This is a genomic window from Alkalibaculum sporogenes, from assembly GCF_009362815.1.
Taxonomy (GTDB): Bacteria; Bacillota; Clostridia; order Eubacteriales; family Alkalibacteraceae; genus Alkalibaculum_A; species Alkalibaculum_A sporogenes.
On sequence record NZ_WHNX01000012.1, the window covers coordinates 81,773 to 101,179 of the forward strand.

General features: G+C 33.6%; 26 protein-coding genes. 12 read left to right on the top strand and 14 right to left on the bottom strand.

Features of this window, described 5'->3' with window-relative positions; translation table 11 throughout:
• Positions 1-2: 2 nt before the first annotated feature.
• From GC105_RS09230 to GC105_RS09270, 12 genes are read right to left on the bottom strand one after another with little or no spacing between them, the layout of a single operon-like run.
• Positions 3-470 (bottom strand): DUF669 domain-containing protein, encoded by a 468-nt coding sequence (locus tag GC105_RS09230; protein WP_152803985.1) that lies wholly within the window; start codon positions 468-470, stop codon positions 3-5.
• Positions 471-1,544, bottom strand: coding sequence for an ATP-binding protein (locus GC105_RS09235; protein ID WP_343030003.1), 1,074 nt, complete (start codon positions 1,542-1,544; stop codon positions 471-473). It abuts the gene before it with no gap.
• Positions 1,545-1,555: 11 nt separating this feature from the next.
• Positions 1,556-2,848, bottom strand: a complete 1,293-nt coding sequence (locus GC105_RS09240; RefSeq protein ID WP_152803989.1) for an AAA family ATPase — start codon at positions 2,846-2,848, stop codon at positions 1,556-1,558.
• 48 nt (positions 2,849-2,896) lie between these two features.
• On the bottom strand, positions 2,897-3,055 hold the full coding sequence (locus tag GC105_RS16850; protein ID WP_193708349.1) for a hypothetical protein: 159 nt from the start codon (positions 3,053-3,055) through the stop codon (positions 2,897-2,899).
• 34 nt (positions 3,056-3,089) lie between these two features.
• Complete coding sequence (locus GC105_RS17470) at positions 3,090-3,218, bottom strand: hypothetical protein (RefSeq protein WP_281350104.1); 129 nt, start codon at positions 3,216-3,218, stop codon at positions 3,090-3,092.
• Positions 3,219-3,261: 43 nt separating this feature from the next.
• On the bottom strand, positions 3,262-3,405 hold the full coding sequence (locus GC105_RS16855; RefSeq protein WP_193708350.1) for a hypothetical protein: 144 nt from the start codon (positions 3,403-3,405) through the stop codon (positions 3,262-3,264).
• Between the two features lie 21 nt (positions 3,406-3,426).
• Positions 3,427-3,675 carry a hypothetical protein gene (locus GC105_RS09245; RefSeq protein ID WP_152803991.1) on the bottom strand — a complete coding sequence of 83 codons (249 nt, stop codon included), beginning with the start codon at positions 3,673-3,675 and terminating at the stop codon, positions 3,427-3,429.
• Positions 3,665-3,856, bottom strand: coding sequence for a hypothetical protein (locus GC105_RS09250; protein WP_152803993.1), 192 nt, complete (start codon positions 3,854-3,856; stop codon positions 3,665-3,667). The genes GC105_RS09245 and GC105_RS09250 overlap by 11 nt, the downstream gene beginning before the upstream one ends.
• Entirely contained in the window at positions 3,853-4,089 is a 237-nt protein-coding gene (locus GC105_RS09255; protein ID WP_152803995.1) for a hypothetical protein, read from the bottom strand. The genes GC105_RS09250 and GC105_RS09255 overlap by 4 nt, the downstream gene beginning before the upstream one ends.
• Before the next feature lie 15 nt (positions 4,090-4,104).
• Positions 4,105-4,503, bottom strand: coding sequence for a hypothetical protein (locus GC105_RS09260; RefSeq protein ID WP_152803997.1), 399 nt, complete (start codon positions 4,501-4,503; stop codon positions 4,105-4,107).
• A complete protein-coding gene (locus GC105_RS09265) occupies positions 4,481-5,335 on the bottom strand; it encodes a ParB N-terminal domain-containing protein (RefSeq protein WP_152803999.1) in 855 nt (284 codons plus the stop codon). The genes GC105_RS09260 and GC105_RS09265 overlap by 23 nt, the downstream gene beginning before the upstream one ends.
• A gap of 24 nt (positions 5,336-5,359) precedes the next feature.
• The gene (locus GC105_RS09270; protein ID WP_152804001.1) at positions 5,360-5,575 is read right to left on the bottom strand and encodes a helix-turn-helix transcriptional regulator; all 216 of its coding nucleotides are present in this window, start codon (positions 5,573-5,575) and stop codon (positions 5,360-5,362) included.
• A 135-nt stretch (positions 5,576-5,710) separates the two neighbouring features.
• Here GC105_RS09270 and GC105_RS09275 point away from each other — a divergent pair, with 135 nt between their 5' ends.
• From GC105_RS09275 to GC105_RS09325, 11 genes are all read left to right on the top strand, one after another.
• Positions 5,711-6,076 (top strand): helix-turn-helix domain-containing protein, encoded by a 366-nt coding sequence (locus GC105_RS09275; protein ID WP_152804003.1) that lies wholly within the window; start codon positions 5,711-5,713, stop codon positions 6,074-6,076.
• A gap of 2 nt (positions 6,077-6,078) precedes the next feature.
• Positions 6,079-7,218 (top strand): ImmA/IrrE family metallo-endopeptidase, encoded by a 1,140-nt coding sequence (locus GC105_RS09280; RefSeq protein WP_152804005.1) that lies wholly within the window; start codon positions 6,079-6,081, stop codon positions 7,216-7,218.
• 16 nt (positions 7,219-7,234) lie between these two features.
• The gene (locus GC105_RS09285; protein WP_152804007.1) at positions 7,235-8,743 is read left to right on the top strand and encodes a recombinase family protein; all 1,509 of its coding nucleotides are present in this window, start codon (positions 7,235-7,237) and stop codon (positions 8,741-8,743) included.
• Positions 8,744-8,978: 235 nt separating this feature from the next.
• On the top strand, positions 8,979-9,977 hold the full coding sequence (locus tag GC105_RS09290) for an ABC transporter ATP-binding protein (protein WP_152804008.1): 999 nt from the start codon (positions 8,979-8,981) through the stop codon (positions 9,975-9,977).
• Between the two features lie 2 nt (positions 9,978-9,979).
• Positions 9,980-10,978 (top strand): ABC transporter ATP-binding protein, encoded by a 999-nt coding sequence (locus GC105_RS09295; RefSeq protein WP_152804010.1) that lies wholly within the window; start codon positions 9,980-9,982, stop codon positions 10,976-10,978.
• A 40-nt stretch (positions 10,979-11,018) separates the two neighbouring features.
• Positions 11,019-12,611, top strand: coding sequence for an ABC transporter substrate-binding protein (locus GC105_RS09300; RefSeq protein ID WP_152804012.1), 1,593 nt, complete (start codon positions 11,019-11,021; stop codon positions 12,609-12,611).
• A gap of 115 nt (positions 12,612-12,726) precedes the next feature.
• Positions 12,727-13,746 (top strand): ABC transporter permease, encoded by a 1,020-nt coding sequence (locus GC105_RS09305; protein WP_152804014.1) that lies wholly within the window; start codon positions 12,727-12,729, stop codon positions 13,744-13,746.
• Positions 13,747-14,583 carry an ABC transporter permease gene (locus GC105_RS09310; protein ID WP_152804016.1) on the top strand — a complete coding sequence of 279 codons (837 nt, stop codon included), beginning with the start codon at positions 13,747-13,749 and terminating at the stop codon, positions 14,581-14,583.
• A 16-nt stretch (positions 14,584-14,599) separates the two neighbouring features.
• The gene (locus GC105_RS09315) at positions 14,600-15,676 is read left to right on the top strand and encodes a M24 family metallopeptidase (RefSeq protein WP_152804018.1); all 1,077 of its coding nucleotides are present in this window, start codon (positions 14,600-14,602) and stop codon (positions 15,674-15,676) included.
• A gap of 1 nt (position 15,677) precedes the next feature.
• Positions 15,678-16,262 (top strand): peptidylprolyl isomerase, encoded by a 585-nt coding sequence (locus GC105_RS09320; protein ID WP_152804020.1) that lies wholly within the window; start codon positions 15,678-15,680, stop codon positions 16,260-16,262.
• Positions 16,263-16,392: 130 nt separating this feature from the next.
• Entirely contained in the window at positions 16,393-16,941 is a 549-nt protein-coding gene (locus tag GC105_RS09325; RefSeq protein ID WP_193708351.1) for a helix-turn-helix domain-containing protein, read from the top strand.
• 440 nt (positions 16,942-17,381) lie between these two features.
• On the opposite strand, the gene GC105_RS09330 is transcribed toward GC105_RS09325, so the two are convergent.
• Positions 17,382-17,735: a nucleoside triphosphate pyrophosphohydrolase family protein gene (locus GC105_RS09330; protein WP_152804023.1), complete on the bottom strand. Its 354-nt coding sequence runs from the start codon at positions 17,733-17,735 to the stop codon at positions 17,382-17,384.
• A gap of 365 nt (positions 17,736-18,100) precedes the next feature.
• Here GC105_RS09330 and GC105_RS16860 point away from each other — a divergent pair, with 365 nt between their 5' ends.
• Positions 18,101-18,268 (top strand): hypothetical protein, encoded by a 168-nt coding sequence (locus GC105_RS16860; protein ID WP_193708352.1) that lies wholly within the window; start codon positions 18,101-18,103, stop codon positions 18,266-18,268.
• A gap of 51 nt (positions 18,269-18,319) precedes the next feature.
• On the opposite strand, the gene GC105_RS09335 is transcribed toward GC105_RS16860, so the two are convergent.
• Positions 18,320-19,342 (bottom strand): potassium channel family protein, encoded by a 1,023-nt coding sequence (locus GC105_RS09335; protein WP_152804025.1) that lies wholly within the window; start codon positions 19,340-19,342, stop codon positions 18,320-18,322.
• Positions 19,343-19,407: the final 65 nt, after the last annotated feature.

Below are 19,407 nucleotides of genomic sequence, written 5' to 3' on the forward strand. Positions count from 1 at the left end.
AACTAAAACCTCCCGGGCTCAAAAGTTTGTTGCTGTGGAGTTGATGTTTCAGTAGGTTCGTAAAATCTCTTAATTTCATTAGAAGATCTTTCTTCACCGTCATCTGTTTTCCACTTTCTAATTCCAAGTTTGCATCTCCCGGTAGAACCTACAACCAAATTCCAGTTCATAGTCACACGTTCACCTTTCTTCTTTTGACCAATTCCTGTAAAAAATGCTGATAACATTCCCTCTGTAATAGTGTGTAAGAATAAATTATGCTTAATTGTAGAGATTCCTTCAGGGGTTTCAATCTTAATATGTACTACAGCTTTATTGCATGGTGGAAGCTTCTCACTTCCTGCGTGTCTGGCTCTTTCAAAATCAGTTATTACAAAATCGTAATCCCCTTCTGGTAGTGTTATAAAATCCGGACTATCTTTTTCTATTTCATCTTCCCAACCTATTTCATTTCCCATATCAGTATTCATTTATTTTTCCTCCTCATTTCTTATGTCTAAAATTATTTTAAATACTTGTGCCCATGCTCCGACTAATACTCCAGATATAAAATCAGGGTCGTAATTTTTAAATGGAGTATTGGGAGGATAATATCCTCGTAACTCAACTGCTTTTTGAATTTCAGCTAAAGTTACCTTTCCATTTTCCATTAGATCTGCCAAAGGTTTGGGGACAAAATCTGAATCAGCTTCCACAACTTCTGTAAAACCATCTATTTTATTATCTTTATTTGTTATTATCTCTGTTTGTGTATTAATTGTTTCGGCAACTTGAACAACAGGTTCAACAACTGACTTTTCTGTTTGATTTAAGGTGGGGATACAGTGAGCAATCTCCTGGTATTTGAATTCAAGCTGTTCTTTTAAATTATCCCTATTCTTTGCATCCCAACAAGGGTGGTGGGTGGTATACATTACACGGTTACCACCTTGTGCTTTATTTTTTCCTTTTTGCACGCCTTGATTGTCCACGTTAACTACATAAGTTTTATAATTCGCAAAGAGAACCATATCAGCCCATTCTTTTAAAAGAGGGGCAGTCTTTTTTTGTAATTTCATTTCCCATCGATCATAAGATCCTAATTCATCCGGTTGTTCAAATTTTCGCATTTGTGCATGAGCATTAATTACAACGTTTATTCCTAATTCAATAAGTTCTTCTAGTAAATTTAATAAACGACCAAACTCTTCAGCTAGATATGTATAACCCTTGCCATATCCAAAATCTTCAATACCAATGATATTTTCTTTTCCTTTTGGAGGCAGCTTGTTTGCACATATATACTCAATGCATAATATTTCTGCCCAATCTGCTGTATCTATAACTAAAGTATCTAATGCCTGAGAGTTTGATTTTAAATATCTAATTTGTTCAATCAACAGAGTCCAGCTGCTAGGTCTGGGTGTTCTGGCGACGTCTAGATGTTTTGTGCTTCCTTCGGTATCTATAAAAATAGGGTGGGGGAAATGGGAAGCAAAAGTTGACTTGCCAATTCCCTCCGGTCCATAAACAACAACTTTTTGGGCACTTTCAATTTTTCCCATTGTAATTTTCATCAAAATTGACCTTCTTTCCATGTTAAGATTTCTTCTTTTATTGGTTCTTGTTGAATTGCTTCTATTTGGGTGCCTGAAATATATCCATCTTCAATGATGATAGAGCATTCGTTGCCAGTACTAACTCGTGTTGCAATAGCCTGTAATCCTTCGGCTTCTAACCATTCTCCAAACTCTTTCAAAGTATCTAGATCCATTTGTTCTAACTTATCTAACAAGACAAAACCACATTTTGGATTAAGCTTTCTTACAATAGCAGTAGATACTTTAAGTTGATCGGATCCTGACATGTTGTCCCATTTATATCCGTTATAAAGCAATTCGCCATCCTCAACGGTTAGTCCAGGTAGGGGAAGATCTGCACCCTTAAGAAGATCAGTTTTATTCTGTCTTATAGTATCTATCTCAGTTGATAATGCTCTATATTGATTGTCGTAAGAAAGTGCGTCTTCTTCGGCTTTGTCTTTGTCAAGATTGGCACGAACTTTGCGATTTATTTCTTCTATATTAGTAATGTTTTGTTCTAATTCTTCTGTAGATTCATCGTGTAAATCAAGTGCGGATTTTTGAGCAATCTCTAGATCGATGAGTATAGTTGATTGTTTTGCAATGAGCTCATCTATTTGTTGTTGGATTGTTCTTGCTTGGTTTTCTAAGTATTGAAGATTTTGGCGTTTGCGTTGGTTCTCACCATTGCGAGCTAGTATATCTTGTTGTTGTTTTATTAATTCCGATGCAGAAACAAGTTCTTTAGGAGCATCAGGGTGATATGGCTGCTCTTTAGCAAACTTTTTTTTCTGATCTGCAATCTGTCCGATTGTCCTACGGCGATTATAAATTTCCTGTTCTTTTTGTTCTAGCTCGTATAACTTATTTCCTACGCCAATGATTTGTAATAAAGTATTAGCCTTTTCTTTTCCTGTAGATTCCATGAATTTAGGGAGATTAATAGCTAGTTGCTCGACAAATTCATTTAATAGCTGTTGTCCACCTTTCTGTCCATTAATATCAATAACCTTTAAATCACTGTTTTTTCCTTTTCGTTCGACTACTAATCCATTTGATAAAACAATATGTAAGTGGGGAGGGATAACTGATCCAGCGCGGTGTGATTCAGAAGGGCGATATTTCTCTCCCCCAAGAGCCCAGGCTATAGAATCTAATACTGAAGTTTTCCCTTGTTTATTTTTACCTCCAACGATTGTAAGCCCATTTTTAGTAGGTTCTATTTTTATGGCTTTAACACGTTTGATATTTTCTATTTCAAGTTTATTTATTTTGATAGTATCCATTGTTATTTTCCTCCTTATTTGTGGTATAATGATATTGAATTTAATTAGTTACGAGTCCTGTTCAGCGCCAACTGATAGGGCTTTTTCTTTGTCAAATTGAATATTAAAACCGTCTGTTACAATAGTTGCAATTTTCTCGTGCTTGTACAAATCATTTGCTATACCTACAATAATTGAATCAGCATAATTGTATTTATTTCCTAGCATTTTCTCACCTCGCCATATATTTTTTGTTTTATCCTCAACTTTTTACGAAAACATCTTCGTAGAATTTTTCCATACATGCTATAGCAATATCTAAGGCTTCATTTTCTCTGTCATCTTCGCTAAGCATAGTTTTAAGTACTTCTATTGATTCGTGAATAGTCATTCTTTTAATAGCTCCTCTCTATATTTCATTAAATCGTTATTTACTATTTTGATTTTTCAACACTTTCAATTTTTCTCAGTGCCTTAGTAATTGATCTCAAATATTCATCTTCGCGGTTCCAGTCCACGTTAATGACTTCATCGGCTAATTGATTTAGAATTATTTTTGTTTTTTCTTGGTTAGTCACTTAATTTACACATCCTTTCTCTTATATGCTTTGTGTATCATTTAATGCCTCACTAATTATTTTTGTCGCAATTTTAAAGCCTTTAATATAACCTTGAGTTTCATATGCAACCATAACAGCGCCTACAAGTGGATCAACTTCCATATAGGCTTTTCTGTCTAATACTTTAGCTAAGTAAGCTCCTAAATCGTTAGCGGTTTGTTTTACTTCTTTTGTTTGATCATCTAAGGAACCTTTGTCGAGAGCAAGGTATGTTTTTTCAATTATCATCAGGGTTTCCTCCTTTCCTTGATTCTCTTTCCTTCAACCACACTTCATATTTTTCTTGCACTCCTGGTTGCTTGAAATAGTCTGCTATGATTTGGATCAGGGGGTGGGAAAGATTGTTTAGATCATGTTGATTTATTTCTGATGCGTTAATTGATATATCTGAATTTACAATAGTGCTCATGAATAAATTCCTCCTATTTGTTTTAACTTTTTTCCCTTAATAAGTTTGTGCTTTAAAATATTTTTCTTATAGATTGGTAAATTTCCATCGACAACTATACCTATGTAATCATTTCCTTTATATCTATAACCTCCGCCCGTCTTTTGAAAAATAGAATTACTATCGTATACTTCAAGGAGCGCAAACTGTTGTTTGTTATACTTAAAGAAAGATACTTGTCCATTTACGTTCATAATCTACGCCTCCTTTTACGCTTCTTTTTCAAATAGTGATATTTGTCCTGGTAACTGACTTCTTCTTTTTCTAACCTTATTTATGGATTCATTTAAACCGATGTATTTTTTCTTTAGCTGCTCTTCAATTTGATTTAGAACCCTAACATCTTTTGTTGTACCTACATACGCGTAAGTAGATTCGCCATCAGGATTCTTATAGTTAAAACAATCCCTTGTTCCGTCATCATCTTTTATCTGCGAAATAATACTATTGGCTTTTCTTTTAAGTTCTCTTTCTAGTGCTAAATCCTTATCAAACATATAGTGAGGTCTAATTAACTCAACAATTTTATCGCGTGTTATTACCCCTGATTCTTTTACTTGTGATATAATCATTTCTTTAGCTTTCTTATCTAGTGTTTGTGTTCCCACGAGCTTTCGCCTCCTTCAGAAATCTTTGTATTTTTACTAACTTAGGTATTAATTCTTCCACCATCTCTACATATCCGCATATTAGTAGTTCATCGAGGAGCTCATTCCATTCCTGTAATGCTGTTTCGCTTGTATCTAAATTCAATAAGCTATATAAAGATTTATTGTAAGCAAGAGCTGTCTTTTTACATTTAGATAAATACTGATTGTAGTTTTCATCTTTGTTGAAATTTATTGCTACGATATTTTCGTCATTATCCATTTTCTTAGCGGTCTCTATTGCTTTGTATTTTGGCAGATCTCCTAATTCAGGGTACTTGCCTACTGCTTCAACGTGCTGTTTGGCATCTCTTAAAGTAGACCTTGGGATGTCTATTGTCTTCACTATTTCCCGCTCCGATATATTTGCTGGACGGAATCCGTCCACTACGTTATTATTTTCAGCATTTTCATTCTCGTTTTGTTCGGAGTCCGAACGAAACTCCATTTCAGACTTTTCTCTTAACTCTTCTGCTTTCAGTTCTGCTAATTTTGTGAGCGCCCTCGACTTCTCAATCTCAGTAAAGTCTTTTCTTTTGATGTTCTCTTCTAGTTCTAATATTTTTATTTCTCGCTTAGATAACTCACCTAACATTTTTACATCGATTTCCTTCATTTTGTTTCTCTCACAAGCCAGTAACCTTCTTCCTCCAGCAACAAGATTGTAATTAGAATCGACAACTATTGGATGAAGTAGACCATGTTCTCGGATACTGTCGGCGAGCTCTTGGATATCTCCGTATTCTTGACGTATTCGGCTGCCAATGTTGATTTTATTAATTGATATAAGCATTAAATCACCTCGTTATACATATGATTATTTTTGGTGTTCGTGTATTACATTAAGGCCTAAAAAAATATCTTCTACGGAAGCATTTAACGCCTTTGCTATTTTTAACATCGTATTACCGTTAGGGACTTGATCTCCGCGCTCTATATTGCTTATATTAGGTCTAGACAAACCTGTGAGTCTTGAAAGATCTTCTTGAGATATTTTATTGATTGCCCTATATACTTTAATCTTATTATCCATTTATTACACCTCCTTTGTACATATTGTAATACACACATGCCATAATGTCAACTATGTAATTCATAGTCCGTGTAATATCCATTTTACATTTTGTTATTTATGTACTACAATTAATTAAAAAGAGGTGTATTTTTTATGGAATTTAAATCTTTTTTAAATAAAAAAAGAGTAGAAAAAAATTTGAGCTTAAGAGCGGCAGCTGAGTTAATTGGTATCAGCCACACATATCTATCTGCATTAGAAAAGGGTATAGATAATAGGGGATTACCTGCGCAAAATCCCACTCCGACTACTTTAAAATTAATAAGTGCTGCTTATGAGATAGATTATGAGTACTTACTAGAATTATGTGGGTATGTTGACGAAGATTATAATGAGGATCCTGAGATAGAACTAATTCAAAGAGCCCATAAAAAGATGGACATTAGTCAACGAAAAAAAATGATGAAAATACTTAAAGCCTCTTTTGACGAATTATTTGACGAAGAAGAGGATGATTAATATTGAATCCAAACTATACTAAAGCGCTTAATCAATCTATCAAAGTACTTAAAAAATATAGTATAAGGCGAGTTCCTGTTGATATAATGCAAATTATACAACAACTCCTAGATGTTAAAACATATAAATACTCTGAATTAGCTAAAAATCGCAGATGTACAATAGAAGAAGTAATTGAGTTCTTCGGAACAGACTTAGGCGCAATTGCAAGAAATGTAAGTAAATCTAAAAAAGTAAGATATATAATTTATTATAATGATACTAAAAATAATACAGGGCTAGATCGCTTTACGATTTCTCATGAATTGGGACATTATTTTCTCGGGCATTTTAAGTTGATTACCGAAGATGTTCTTAATAGAGGAGGCTTCTCATTAAGACAATATGAAGCAATAGAAAAGGAAACTAATTGTTTCGCGCGTAACCTATTATCGCCGGTACCTTTATACAATAGAATCATAAAGGATCCTATGACTCTGCAACAAAGAGTTATGAGCACATTTGACATTTCTTACAAAGCATCACGCGCGAGAATTGATCTTTTAACAAATGACAGCTACAGGGTAACAGACGAGCACATTAGCTACTTTAATACCTATGAAATGCCCTGCTTTGACTATTGCTGTACCTGTGGAAATCCTATAACAATTAAATTAAATTTCTGTAAAATCTGTGGAGGGAATAGCATAAAAAGTATTTGGAACGCGGACTATAGCAGTGAATATATTTGGGAATTAAAATACGTTGGGGATATTAAAAATTTTGGGAGGAGAAATTATATGTTTTATGAAGGAATTGGAGTAGATGAAAACTCAAAAGCTGTTATCTGCCCTACATGCGACAACCAACAGATAGACGAGGGGGAACATTGCCGTATATGCGGTGAGCATTTGGTCAACAGGTGCACTAATGTAGATCATTACAACAGAAGTGATTTTGACGGTCCAATATGTGGAGCTTTACTACAAGGAAATGCTAGATATTGCTCGCATTGTGGGAACCCATCTACTTTTTTACAGAATAGTTTATTAAAACCGTGGGATAAAGTCAAAAGTGGAAATGAAATTCTTCAATTTCTTGAAATTGAAGAGTTGGCTACGTATGAAATTGATGATGATGATGATGATGACCTTCCATTTTAGAAAGGACTGATATTATATGAAAGCAGTAATATATGCAAGATACTCCCCAGGACCACAACAACGTGAAGAGTCCATTGAAGGACAATTAAGAGAATGTAAAGAGTTTGCCAAGGCGAATGAAATAACCGTAGTTGGAGAATATATAGATCGTGCCTTGACTGGAAGGAACGATAATAGGGCAGACTTTCAGAAGATGATTCGAGATAGTGAGAAAAAGATATTTGATGCAGTAATTGTATGGAAAGTTGACCGCTTTGGACGTAGCAGGGAAGAGATTGCTATTAATAAGGTTAAATTCCGTAAAAATGGCGTAAAGGTTCTTTATGCGAAGGAACATATCCCAGATGGTCCTGAAGGTATTATCCTTGAATCAGTCCTAGAGGGCATGGCTGAATATTATTCTGCGAACCTATCTCAAAATATAAAACGTGGTATGAAAGAGAATGCTTTAAAAGGAAAGATTACGGGAGGTAACATTGCCCTGGGATACAAAGTTAATGATGATAAGACCTTTGAAGTAGATCCAGACACAGCGCCTATTGTTATACAGATATTTCAGATGTACGATGAAGGGCATACCATAACTGAGATAATTACACATTTAAACAGCAAAGGCTATAAGACATCTAGGGGGGTACCTTTTAATAAAAATAGCCTTCGGCCGATACTTACTAATGTAAAGTATATAGGTCTATATAAATATGAGGGTATATACATGCAATCTACTGTTCCAGAGATTGTAGATAAGGATCTCTTTGAGAGGGTGCAAGTAAAGATGGTCAAGAATAAAAAAGCTCCGGCCAGGGCAAAAGCTAAAATCGAATATCTATTAACAACAAAACTATTTTGTGGTCACTGTGGATCTAACATGGTAGGGGAGAGCGGATCAGGACGTAATCAAAAATACTACTATTATATATGTACGAAAAAGAAGAGAGAAAAGGCATGCGATAAAAAGACTGTAAAGAAAGATTGGATTGAGGATCTAGTTATCAATGAAACGGTAAATAGAGTTCTTCAGGACGACATTATAGAGTTGATCGCTGATAATGTTATTAAAATCCAAGAATCAGATAAGGAAAGTAGTTCCTTAAAATACCTGCAGGGTAATTTGAAAGAGACGGACAAAGGTATTAAAAACATAATGAAGGCTATAGAACAAGGGGTAATCTCGGATGCTCTCACGAACAGGCTAATGGAATTAGAGGGTCAAAAGGCAGAGATTGAAATCAATATAGACCAGGAGAAAATTTCTAATGTCATTCTCACTAAAGAGCAAATTATCTTTTGGCTAGAACAATTTAAGAACGGTGATGTTAATGATCTAGAATACAGAAAAAGAATCATTGATGTGTTTGTAAATGCTGTTTTTTTACAAGATGATAAGGTTATAATCACATATAATTATACTAATGGTACAAAGACTATTAATGTTTCGGATTTGACTGTGTCACCTCCACCAAAATATGCTTCCTCGCTAAAAGCGAGGGAGCATATTTTAGTTGAGATAAGCGGTGGTAGTTGAACCCTAAGAGGGAGTTGGCGGATCAAGAGATATGCTAAAAAAGCATATTTCGCCGTCGACCGCACTACAATTTGACATATTTCACAAATAACATAATTTATCAGGGAATTATGTTGACATTGTAAAAAAACATTGATATTATATATTCAATTATTAATGAGAGATTGTAAGAGCGAGAAGGGCAATGAGGTCATTTCCAAACAGAGGAAATGACTTTTTTTTACAGGAGGATGCGATGAATCAGAAGGAACCATTATTGAACATTCAAAATTTAAGTGTTGAATTTAGGACGATAGAAGGCACGGTATATGCAATCAATGACTTATCATATACCCTCAATAGCGGAGATATATTAGGTATTGTTGGGGAGAGTGGTAGTGGAAAAAGCGTTTCCTCATTAGGAATTATGAAATTAATCCCTAATCCACCGGGCAAAATCGTTAACGGTAAAATTATTTATGAAGGAAAAAATCTGGTCAACATATCTGAAAAAGAGATGGAGCAAATTCGTGGCAATGATATTTCTATGATTTTTCAAGAGCCTATGACATCACTTAATCCAATAATAAAATGTGGAAAGCAGATTGCTGAATCATTGATTTTACATCGTGGGCTTAAGAAAAAAGTAGCTTTTGAACAAGCAGTAGAAATGATGCATTCTGTAGGGATAGCAAACCCTGAACAAAGAGCTCATGAATATCCACATCAATTATCAGGTGGAATGAGACAAAGAGTGATGATTGCAATGGCTCTTGCCTGTAAACCGAACATATTAATATGTGATGAACCTACAACAGCATTGGATGTTACTATTCAAGCTCAAATATTGGATCTTATTCGACATTTGAATAAGGAAATGAATACTGCTGTGATTATGATTTCTCACGATCTTGGTGTAGTTAGTGAATTATGTGAACGTGTCATAGTTATGTATACAGGTTGCATTATTGAAGAATCATCTTCGCAAGAACTCTTTGAGAATCCACTACACCCGTATACCATCGGATTGATTAAAGCGATTCCTAAGATATCAAAAGATAGAGAGCCATTACAGACGATTGAAGGAGTTGTACCAAATGCCATGGAGAAAACTGATGGTTGTAGCTTTTGGCCACGATGTAAAGATGTTATGCTGAGATGTAAACAAGAGTTACCACCTATGATACAAGTAAAACAAGATAGAAAAGTAAGATGTTGGAAATATGTAGTTGGCAATAGACATGAAGGGATTTGATTATGGTAAAAAGTAAAAAAGTAGATAATCTATTGTTAAGAGCAGAAAATGTGAAAATTTATTTCGACCAACGAGGAAATGGAAAGAACGTAGTTAAAGCAGTCGATGGTATCAGCATAGATATTATGCGTAATGAAATTTTCGGCATTGTTGGTGAAAGCGGTTGTGGAAAAAGTACATTTGGAAGAGGCTTAATCAATTTATTACCTTTAACAGAGGGAACAGTTTACATAGATGACAAAGATACTACCCAGTTAAGCAAAGAAGAAATGAAGGATATGAGAAAGAGGATGCAAATAATATTTCAAGACCCTTCTGCATGCCTGAATCCTCGTAGAAAAGTTAAAGAAATACTTATGGAACCATTCAAAATTCATGGTATTCATGACAAAGACGTTATTAATGATCGAATTATCGAGTTAATGGAACTTGTGGGATTAGCAAAATATCACTTAAATCGATATCCACATGAATTGTCTGGCGGTCAAAAACAGCGGATCGGAATTGCAAGAGCATTAGCCTTGGAACCTGAATTCATTGTTTGTGATGAAGCAGTTTCTGCTTTGGATGTATCAGTTCAAGCACAGGTTCTAAATTTATTATCTGATCTAAAAGAAAAACTCGGACTTACATATTTTTTTATATCCCATAATCTCAATGTGGTTTATCAGATCAGTGATCGCGTAGGGGTAATGTATTTGGGAAAAATGGTTGAAGTAGCACCTTATAATAGCTTATATAATAAACGGTATCATCCTTATACAGAAGCATTGCTATCAGCAATACCACAAGTAGATAAAGATGAACAGAAACAACGAATTATTTTAAAAGGTGAAGTTCCCAGTCCTACTAATCCACCGCCGGGTTGTTCTTTTCATACTAGATGTCCTAAAAAATTTTCTAAGTGTGTAACTGAGATTCCTTTGTTACTAGAAGTAGAAAAGGATCATTTTGTGGCTTGTCATCTATATGATTCTTTCCACGAGATTCATAACAGGTAGGTATTAATTAAATTTACATAAATAAAAGGAGGAATTTTTAATGAAAAAGAAAGTAATCGTATTGTTATTGACCTTTGCAATGGTATTTATCGTTGCCGGTTGTAGCTCAAAAGATAATAATGAAGGAGCTTCTGAAAGTGTCGTGGTTATCGCTATGGGGTCTGGTTTTTCAACATTAGATCCAGGATTTATGTATGAGCAAAATCCTACATTAGTCGCTAATGCATGTTATGAAACATTATTCAAATTTATAGATGGTAGTGATGAACCCCAAACTAGTTTGGCTGAAAGTTATACTTTTTCAGATGATGGGTTGGCACTAACCATTGTATTAAAAGAAGAAGCCACTTTTGCAAGTGGTAATCCGGTAACGTCTGAAGATGTTAAATTTTCATTGAATCGTACTAAAAATTTAAAAGGCAACCCTTCATTCATAGCTGACACAATTAAAAGTATTGAGTGTCCAGATGAAAGCACTGTTGTAATCAACTTAACAGGTCAAGATAGTGCCATTTTATCTAAACTAGGTTATGCTTCTTGTAGTATTTTAGATAGCAAAGTTGTTAAAGAAAATGGTGGAACAGATGCAGAAGATGCAAATACGACAGATACTGCTCAAGTGTACTTGGATGCAACAAGTGCAGGTTCAGGTATGTATGTGCTAAAAAGTTACACACCAGATGAAGAGATTATTCTTGAAAAAAATGAAAACTATTGGGGAACAACAACCAATGTAGATAAATATATTATCAAATTGCAAGGTGATGCAAATACTCAAATGATGGGACTTTCAAGTGGTGATATCGATATTGCATTAAACTTAACAGATGATACCATAATTGAACTTGAAGGAAAAGAGAATGTAAAAGTTCAAAATGAATCAACAAAGACAGTAGGATTCTTGATGATGAATGAAGATGAGAAAATTGGAGGACCTGTTGCAAATAATAAGGTACAAAAAGCGATTAGTTATGCAATTGATTATAAAGGTATCCAAACAATTTGTGGTACTGGATCAATAACACCAGAATCTATCATACAAGTTGGATTCATGGGTAGTAAAGGTGAGAAAGACGTATCAACAGCAACTGATTTAGTGAAGGCAAAAGAACTTTTAAAAGAAGCTGGTTATGAAGATGGTTTTGATATTGACTTAGAAATGAGTGAATTAGATATGGAAGGTGTGCCATTGCTTGATTTAGCTCAAATAGTGAAAGAAGACTTATCTGAAATAAATATTAATGTAAACATTGTACAACGAGATTGGGTTGCAGGATATGGTGATGACTATCGTGATGGAAAAATGGGTATGACTATTATTTATTGGGGAATTGATTATAATGACCCAAATGTTCAATTAGTCTTCTTACCAGGACAACAAGTTGGGCTTCGTGCTAATTGGAAAGAAAAAGGGTATGAAGATATAACTAAAAAATACAATGATATTCTTGCAGAAACGGATAGTAGTAAAAGATCTCAATTGTTAGTTGAAGTACAAGACATGATCGAAGAAGATAGTCCATTTGTAATGCTTGCACAAGCTTCCTGTCACATTGGTTATAACAGTAAATTGACAGGTGTTAATTTTTCAGATACTTATCGAGTTGATGTAACAGAAATTAATATTCAATAAGGACGAAATGACTTAGAATCAGGGCAACAATATATGATAGTTGTTGCTCTGATAATAACTCAAATAAATGTCATAAATGATTGATAAAAGATGATTGAAGAAAAAGAGGTGCACAATGGAACGACTTAGATTTATAATTAAACGATTTGCTCTGCTCATTGTTATGCTCTTTGGTGTGGCAACAATTGTTTTTGTTCTCACTAAGCTTGTTCCTGGGGATTCGGCAGTAGCTAACTTGAGTCAACGTAGTTTAAGTGATCCGAAAATTGTTGAAGCATATAAAGTTAAACATGGCTTGGATCAACCGGTTATTATCCAGTATTTCATACATATAAAAAATGTCTTTAAATTAGATTTAGGTACTTCTATGAGAACCAATCAATCCATTTTATACGAGTTGAAACGTTGCTTCCCAGCAACGATAGAATTAGCAACTTTAGCAATATTGTTATCAACAATATTTGGAATATTTTTTGGTATCATATCTGCAATGAAGAGAAATAGTATCGTTGACCAAATTGTTAGAGCAATATCTGTTCTTGGTGTTAGTATACCCAGCTTTTGGTTTGCATTAATTATGCTATATGTTTTTTATTATAAACTGCAAATTCTTCCTGGACCAGGACGCTTAAGCGCAAGTTTTAGTGCGCCTGTGGCTGTAACGGGATTTTATATGATAGATAGTCTTATTGAAGGTGACTTTTTAAAATTTATTGATGCTTTAAAGCATCTGATTTTACCGGCAAGTGTACTTGCTGCATTTACTATGGGACTAATTACTCGTACCACACGTTCAAACTTATTGGATGTCATGTCCACCGATTATATACGAACGGCTAAAGCAAAAGGGTTATCAAAGGTGTCAGTCATTGTATCTCATGCATTAGGTAACGCGCTTATACCAGTACTTACAGTAATTGGACTAGGTTTTGGAAACTTATTAGGTGGAATGGTACTTGTTGAAACAATATTTAATTGGCCGGGATTGGGTCAATTTGCTTATAACTCCGTAAAATCCTTGGATTATCCTGGAATCATTGGGGTATCTTTGCTGATAGCGTTAAATTATATGCTAATTAATACGGTTATAGATATTTTATATGGAACGATTGACCCTAGAGTGAGGTGTAAATAAATGATTAGATCTATTATTAAATTAATGAAGTCAAACTATTTGTTTACTTTAGGATGTTTCATCTGTCTTTGTTGGATATTGGCTGCAATATTTGCAGACTTTATAGCGCCCTATGGGCCAATTACTCAAGATTTAAGTATACGATTGAATTCACCGAGCTTAGAACATTTATTTGGAACAGATAATTTTGGAAGAGATATCTTTAGTCGCGTCATATATGGTGGACGTTATTCTCTCCTTGCAGGTTGCGTAACTGTTTTATTAGCAGGAACTATTGGCTCGATATATGGTGCTATTGCTGGCTATTTAGGTGGTGTCGTTGATGATATAATGATGCGTTTATCAGAGATGATTCTATCTTTTCCTTCCTTGATTCTTGCTATGTGTATTAATGCGGCTTTGGGATCAAGTCTTTTCAATACGATGTTTGCCCTTGTAATTGTGGCATGGCCAACTTATGCTCGATTGATGCGGAGTGTTGTCCTAACAGTCAAAGAAAATGAATACGTGGAAGCTGCAAGAGCTTTAGGAGCTTCAAAATGGCGAGTGCTAATTACAGAAATTATACCTAATAGTGTCGGTTCAGTACTTATTATGGCTACAACGGATTTAGGTAATCAGATATTGATGTTTTCTACGCTGAGTTTCTTGGGATTGGGTTCAGCACCACCTACGCCTGAATGGGGTATGATGGTATCCGATGGAGTAAATTACTTTAATAAGTTTTGGGTTGCAGGATTTCCAGGTTTAGCAATTTTAACTATGGCTGTTGGATCCAATTTTATTGGTGACGGGTTAAGAGATTTAATGGATCCAAAACTCAGAAAAGAATTTTAAAAAAGAGGTTTATATTATGAAAATAAAACGAGTTAATAATGTACTTGAAATTATGAAGGAAAGAGGATTATCCCAGTTACTAATCAATGATATATATTCAATTTATTACTTGACAGGTGTCTATATAGATTCCGGTGAGCGATTTTTCTCTTTGTTATTGAAGACGAATGGAGAGCATAAGTTATTTGTGAATAGACTGTTCTTGCTACAGGCAAATTGCCTTGTTGATAAAGTTATTTATTCTGACACAGATTCTATTATGAATATTGTATCAAAGTACTTAGATTCAAATACACCTTTAGGTGTAGATAAAGAATTACCGGCTAAGTTTTTATTACCATTAATACATGGTGGTGCCGCAAAAGAGTATAAAATAGGATCTTTATGTATTGACCAAGTTCGAGGCATCAAAGATAAGGAAGAGCAAGATAAGATGCGGATCGTATCTAAAATTAATGACTCTGCGATGGAACGACTAAAAAACATAATCATACCAGGAATAAGTGAAAAAGAAGCTGCTAATAAATTATTAGACATTTATTATGAATTAGGAGCAGATGAGTATTCGTTTGAGCCACTGATTGCTTTTGGAGAAAATGCAGCAGAACCACATCATAGCGTCGACAATACAATACTCAAAGATGGTGATTGTATACTATTTGATATCGGATGTAAAAAAAATATGTATTGTGCGGATATGACACGTACTTTTTTTTATAAGCAAGTATCAGAAGAACATCAAAAAATATATGATTGTGTAAAGCAAGCGAATGAAAAAGCTATTCATCAAATTAAACCAGGTATAAGATTTAAAGATATTGATCAAGTTGCGAGAACATATATTGAAGATGCAGGTTATGGTGATAAATTTACTCATCGTTTAGGTCATTTTATCGGTATCGAGGTTCATGAGTATGGTGATGTTTCAGAGAGTAACTCTGATATTATTCAGGAAGGCATGATTTTCTCAATAGAACCGGGCATTTATATTCAGGGAGATGTGGGAGTACGGATAGAAGACTTGGTTATGGTTACAAAAGATGGCTGTGAGTTGCTAAATTACTATTCCAAAGTATTGGAGGTTATTATATAACATGAATCCAACAGCCACCCTTGTTTTGAATAATGGTAAAAGTATTGTAATAGAACTTCTGCCTGAAGCAGCACCGAATACTGTCAATAGCTTTATTTTTGCAGCATTAAATGGAGTATATAATCAACATGCTATTGAGAGAATCGTATCTGGAAACTGGATTGATATGAGTTATTCAGCTTTTCATAATGAAAAAGCTAAGTACTTGATTCCTTATGAATCGCAATTGCATCCCGAGATAGAACCCTTACCATCTATAGCAGGTTGTGTCTGTATGGGCGGCTATGATGAATTGGGTTTGTCTGGTTGTGAATTCTTTTTTACATTACGAGATTGTCCCGAACATCGAGGAGTATATCCTGTTTTTGGAAGAGTCATCGAAGGGATAGATGAATTATATCGACTTGAAAAAGTAAAGACAAAGCCGATTACTGATTTTCCGTATAAGAATGTAGAAATCAATGAGCCAATTCAGCCGGAGATCATCCGTAAAGTCGAAGTGGATCTAAAAGGATTTAAGTATGATAGACCGATTAAACTACCAAGCCAAGTATTGCCAAAATGTTGGGCTATGGAATATAGGTAGAATCGTAATACTACATTTTGACATAAGTATGAACATAGTATTATAATAATTAAGATATAGAATGATGTAAGTTCATCGTGGGTAGAAGCGTTTAGATTTATTATATTTATGAAGGCGAGATAAGATGGTAATGGAAGAAGAAGTATATTTTAAAATTAAAAGTATTCGAAAAAAGCAAAAAATGACATTAAAGAATATGAGCGAGAAAACAGGGTTTTCTGTGAGTTTTCTCTCTCAAATGGAGAGAGGGATATCTCCAATTACGATGACATCTCTTAAGAAGATTACTACAGCTCTAGGGATCCCTATGAAAATACTATTTACAGAAACAGAGACTAGAGAAGAATATTATCGAAGCGATTCCCATGAAGCCCTTCATGGATTGCAAAAAAATTATAAGTATATTCGAACACTTAGTGGTCGTTTTCCAGAACGTATTATGGATAGTTTCTTTCTTGTCATGGAACCCCATGCTACAGGATTTGAAGCAGGAAATCATGATGGAGAAGAGTTCTATTATATAGTAAAAGGCTGCGGTATATTTATCATTGATGGTTGTGAACATGAGATATGTGCAGGAGAAACTATCCATTATCCATCAAGAAAGACCCATTTAATTCAAAATAGAGAAGACGAAGCATTAGAAATGATATGTGTCATCACACCACTTATTTTTTAACAGAAGAAAATAGTACGAGACTCCTATTTACTGGATAGACGGTGGGTGGCACATATGTAACGCGCTACTACTTACAAATCAGATGTGATGATTTCTATCGATTTAATAAAGACTATATTTATACATGTAAAGGAAGGTAGCTTATACTTAAATACCCTTCCAACTTAATCTACACTTATGCCTATAATCTTCGAGTGACTTTGTACATTCAATTCGGTAAGCTCCGCCTTCGCCAAATAAAACAACAAATTTGATACAATAGAAACCCTTTGAAACCAAATATAGTGTGGTATAGCCTTTAGGTTGGTGGTTTTAGCGCAATCCTTATGGGCGATAACCACCTTCTGTTAGTTCGTTTTATATACTTAATTTTGCTTTAACCTTAATTTAAGTGTAGAGACGCTTAGCTTTGAAACAGCTAAGTCTCTACACTTTATTATTTAATCTGCACCCATGCTGTATTCATCTTCAAGAGGTTTTTTATACTCGTTTAAGTCTTTTAAATCTTTAAAATCCTTTGGGTGTTTTTTTATTAAATTTCTGATATTCATCTCTAACACTTCATCAAAGCTAATTCTCAGATTTGTGCACATTAGAACAATAAACCAACACATTTCTCCTAGTTCATTCATAACAGATTCCTTGTTCAACTCATCCCCTTGGAATTCGTAAGCTTTAATAATTTTAGCTACTTCTCCTGACTCTTGACATAAACCTAATGCACTATTTAATAACTTATTATTTGTTGGGTTTGCTGTTTTCATTGCTAATAGTTGATACTGATTTGCTTTCATAATTTACCCCTCCTTTTAAGTAACACTATGATGAGACACATACTTATTAAGTATAATAGAATGGTATTTTATAATGTTGATTCTAATTAAAAAGTTGTTCTTGAAATTACATTATATTTTGTGAGTTTAGAAGTAAATTAAATATATAATAAACAGCTTTAATAGTATTCTTACTTTTATATATGTGCCACTAATAATAGATGTACGTATTTTTGCTTAATTACTTAATTGATTTTTTTATCAGTTATTTTTTTTATTTAAGTTATATCTTAAAAATAATTTGAAAAATATTGGAATAATAGAGTTTTAATAAGGTGCATATACTAAATTCATAAAATAATTTAAAGATTATAGGAGGATTTAGTATGGCATCATGGAGAGAAACTGAAGAAGACTACAACTATACTTTAGATCAAGTCTTGAAAAAAATAGATACAACATATAAATCAAAAATAAATTTACGAGAACGAAGTGATTATGATTTGTTTGATGAAGAAATAAAAAACGAGTTTGACGATTTATATTGGCAATAGTTAAATAAAAGAATACAGAAATAGGAGCTCCTTTTCATAAAGGAGCTCCTATTAAGGAATCACATAATTTTTTTTATATATACTCCAATTCTTATCGACGTGTCTATTTTCTATTTGATATATACATGTAAGGCTATCTCGCTTGGGTATATCTTCTGGAAATAAAATCTCTTGCAATAGTTTACACAAGATATAAAAATCGTTGTCTTTCATCGTTGCATACCAGTTTTTTATAGAACTAGATTTATATTTTTTTTGAACTTGTGGAAGGTCACGTGTATTAGAAAAAGTAAGTTGAGTACCGTGAATATAATACTCTTTTATGAAGTATGCCTCACTTCTTGTATGAGAATCAACACCATGAATACACAATTTAAATTTTGGGTCATGCAATTTGTCTATTTGATTTGTGATGGCTAAGTATATTACTTCGTAGAGTATCATATAGTTTTCGTCTTTAGAATTTTCTATTGAAATTTCAAAATCACAAAACCAAATTTTTTTAAACCAAGTAGTATATGAATTAATTAGACTATACCTAGAAACGATGTTTTGTTGATTGCACAGAGTAAATGATAGTGCACCTTGCATTTCATAAAACATATACCCTTTATTAACAATAGGGAAAGAAAGATTGAATGAACTTCCATTATAACAAATGTATAATTGATCACTATAAGAGATATCATCTCTTCTAACGAAGAATATAGGTATTATAAAACCAGAAAATAATGTTAAAATAATAAATGAAAAAAATTCTTGTATTATAACAAGCGTTTTTCCAAAGTTAGTATAAGGTATAATATCACCAAAACCCAGAGTGAAAAAAGTAATAGCGCTAAAATAGTAGCAATCTAAGAAAGTAATAATATCCTCAGAGGTATTATTAAATCTCAATCCATTAGTAATATAGTAGATAGTAGAAAATACTAATATAAATACACCTACAGTAGGAATATAATATCTTATAATAATAGAAAGAATCTTTTTTATTCTAAATTTATAAAAGCTTATAAATTGTGTGATATTTAGCATTTCTTTTATGTGATTATAGATTGACTGAAATAAATGCATATATTATCCTCCCAAATCCTAATATTATATAGTATGTATTATATTAGAGTGAATTATTTAGAAGA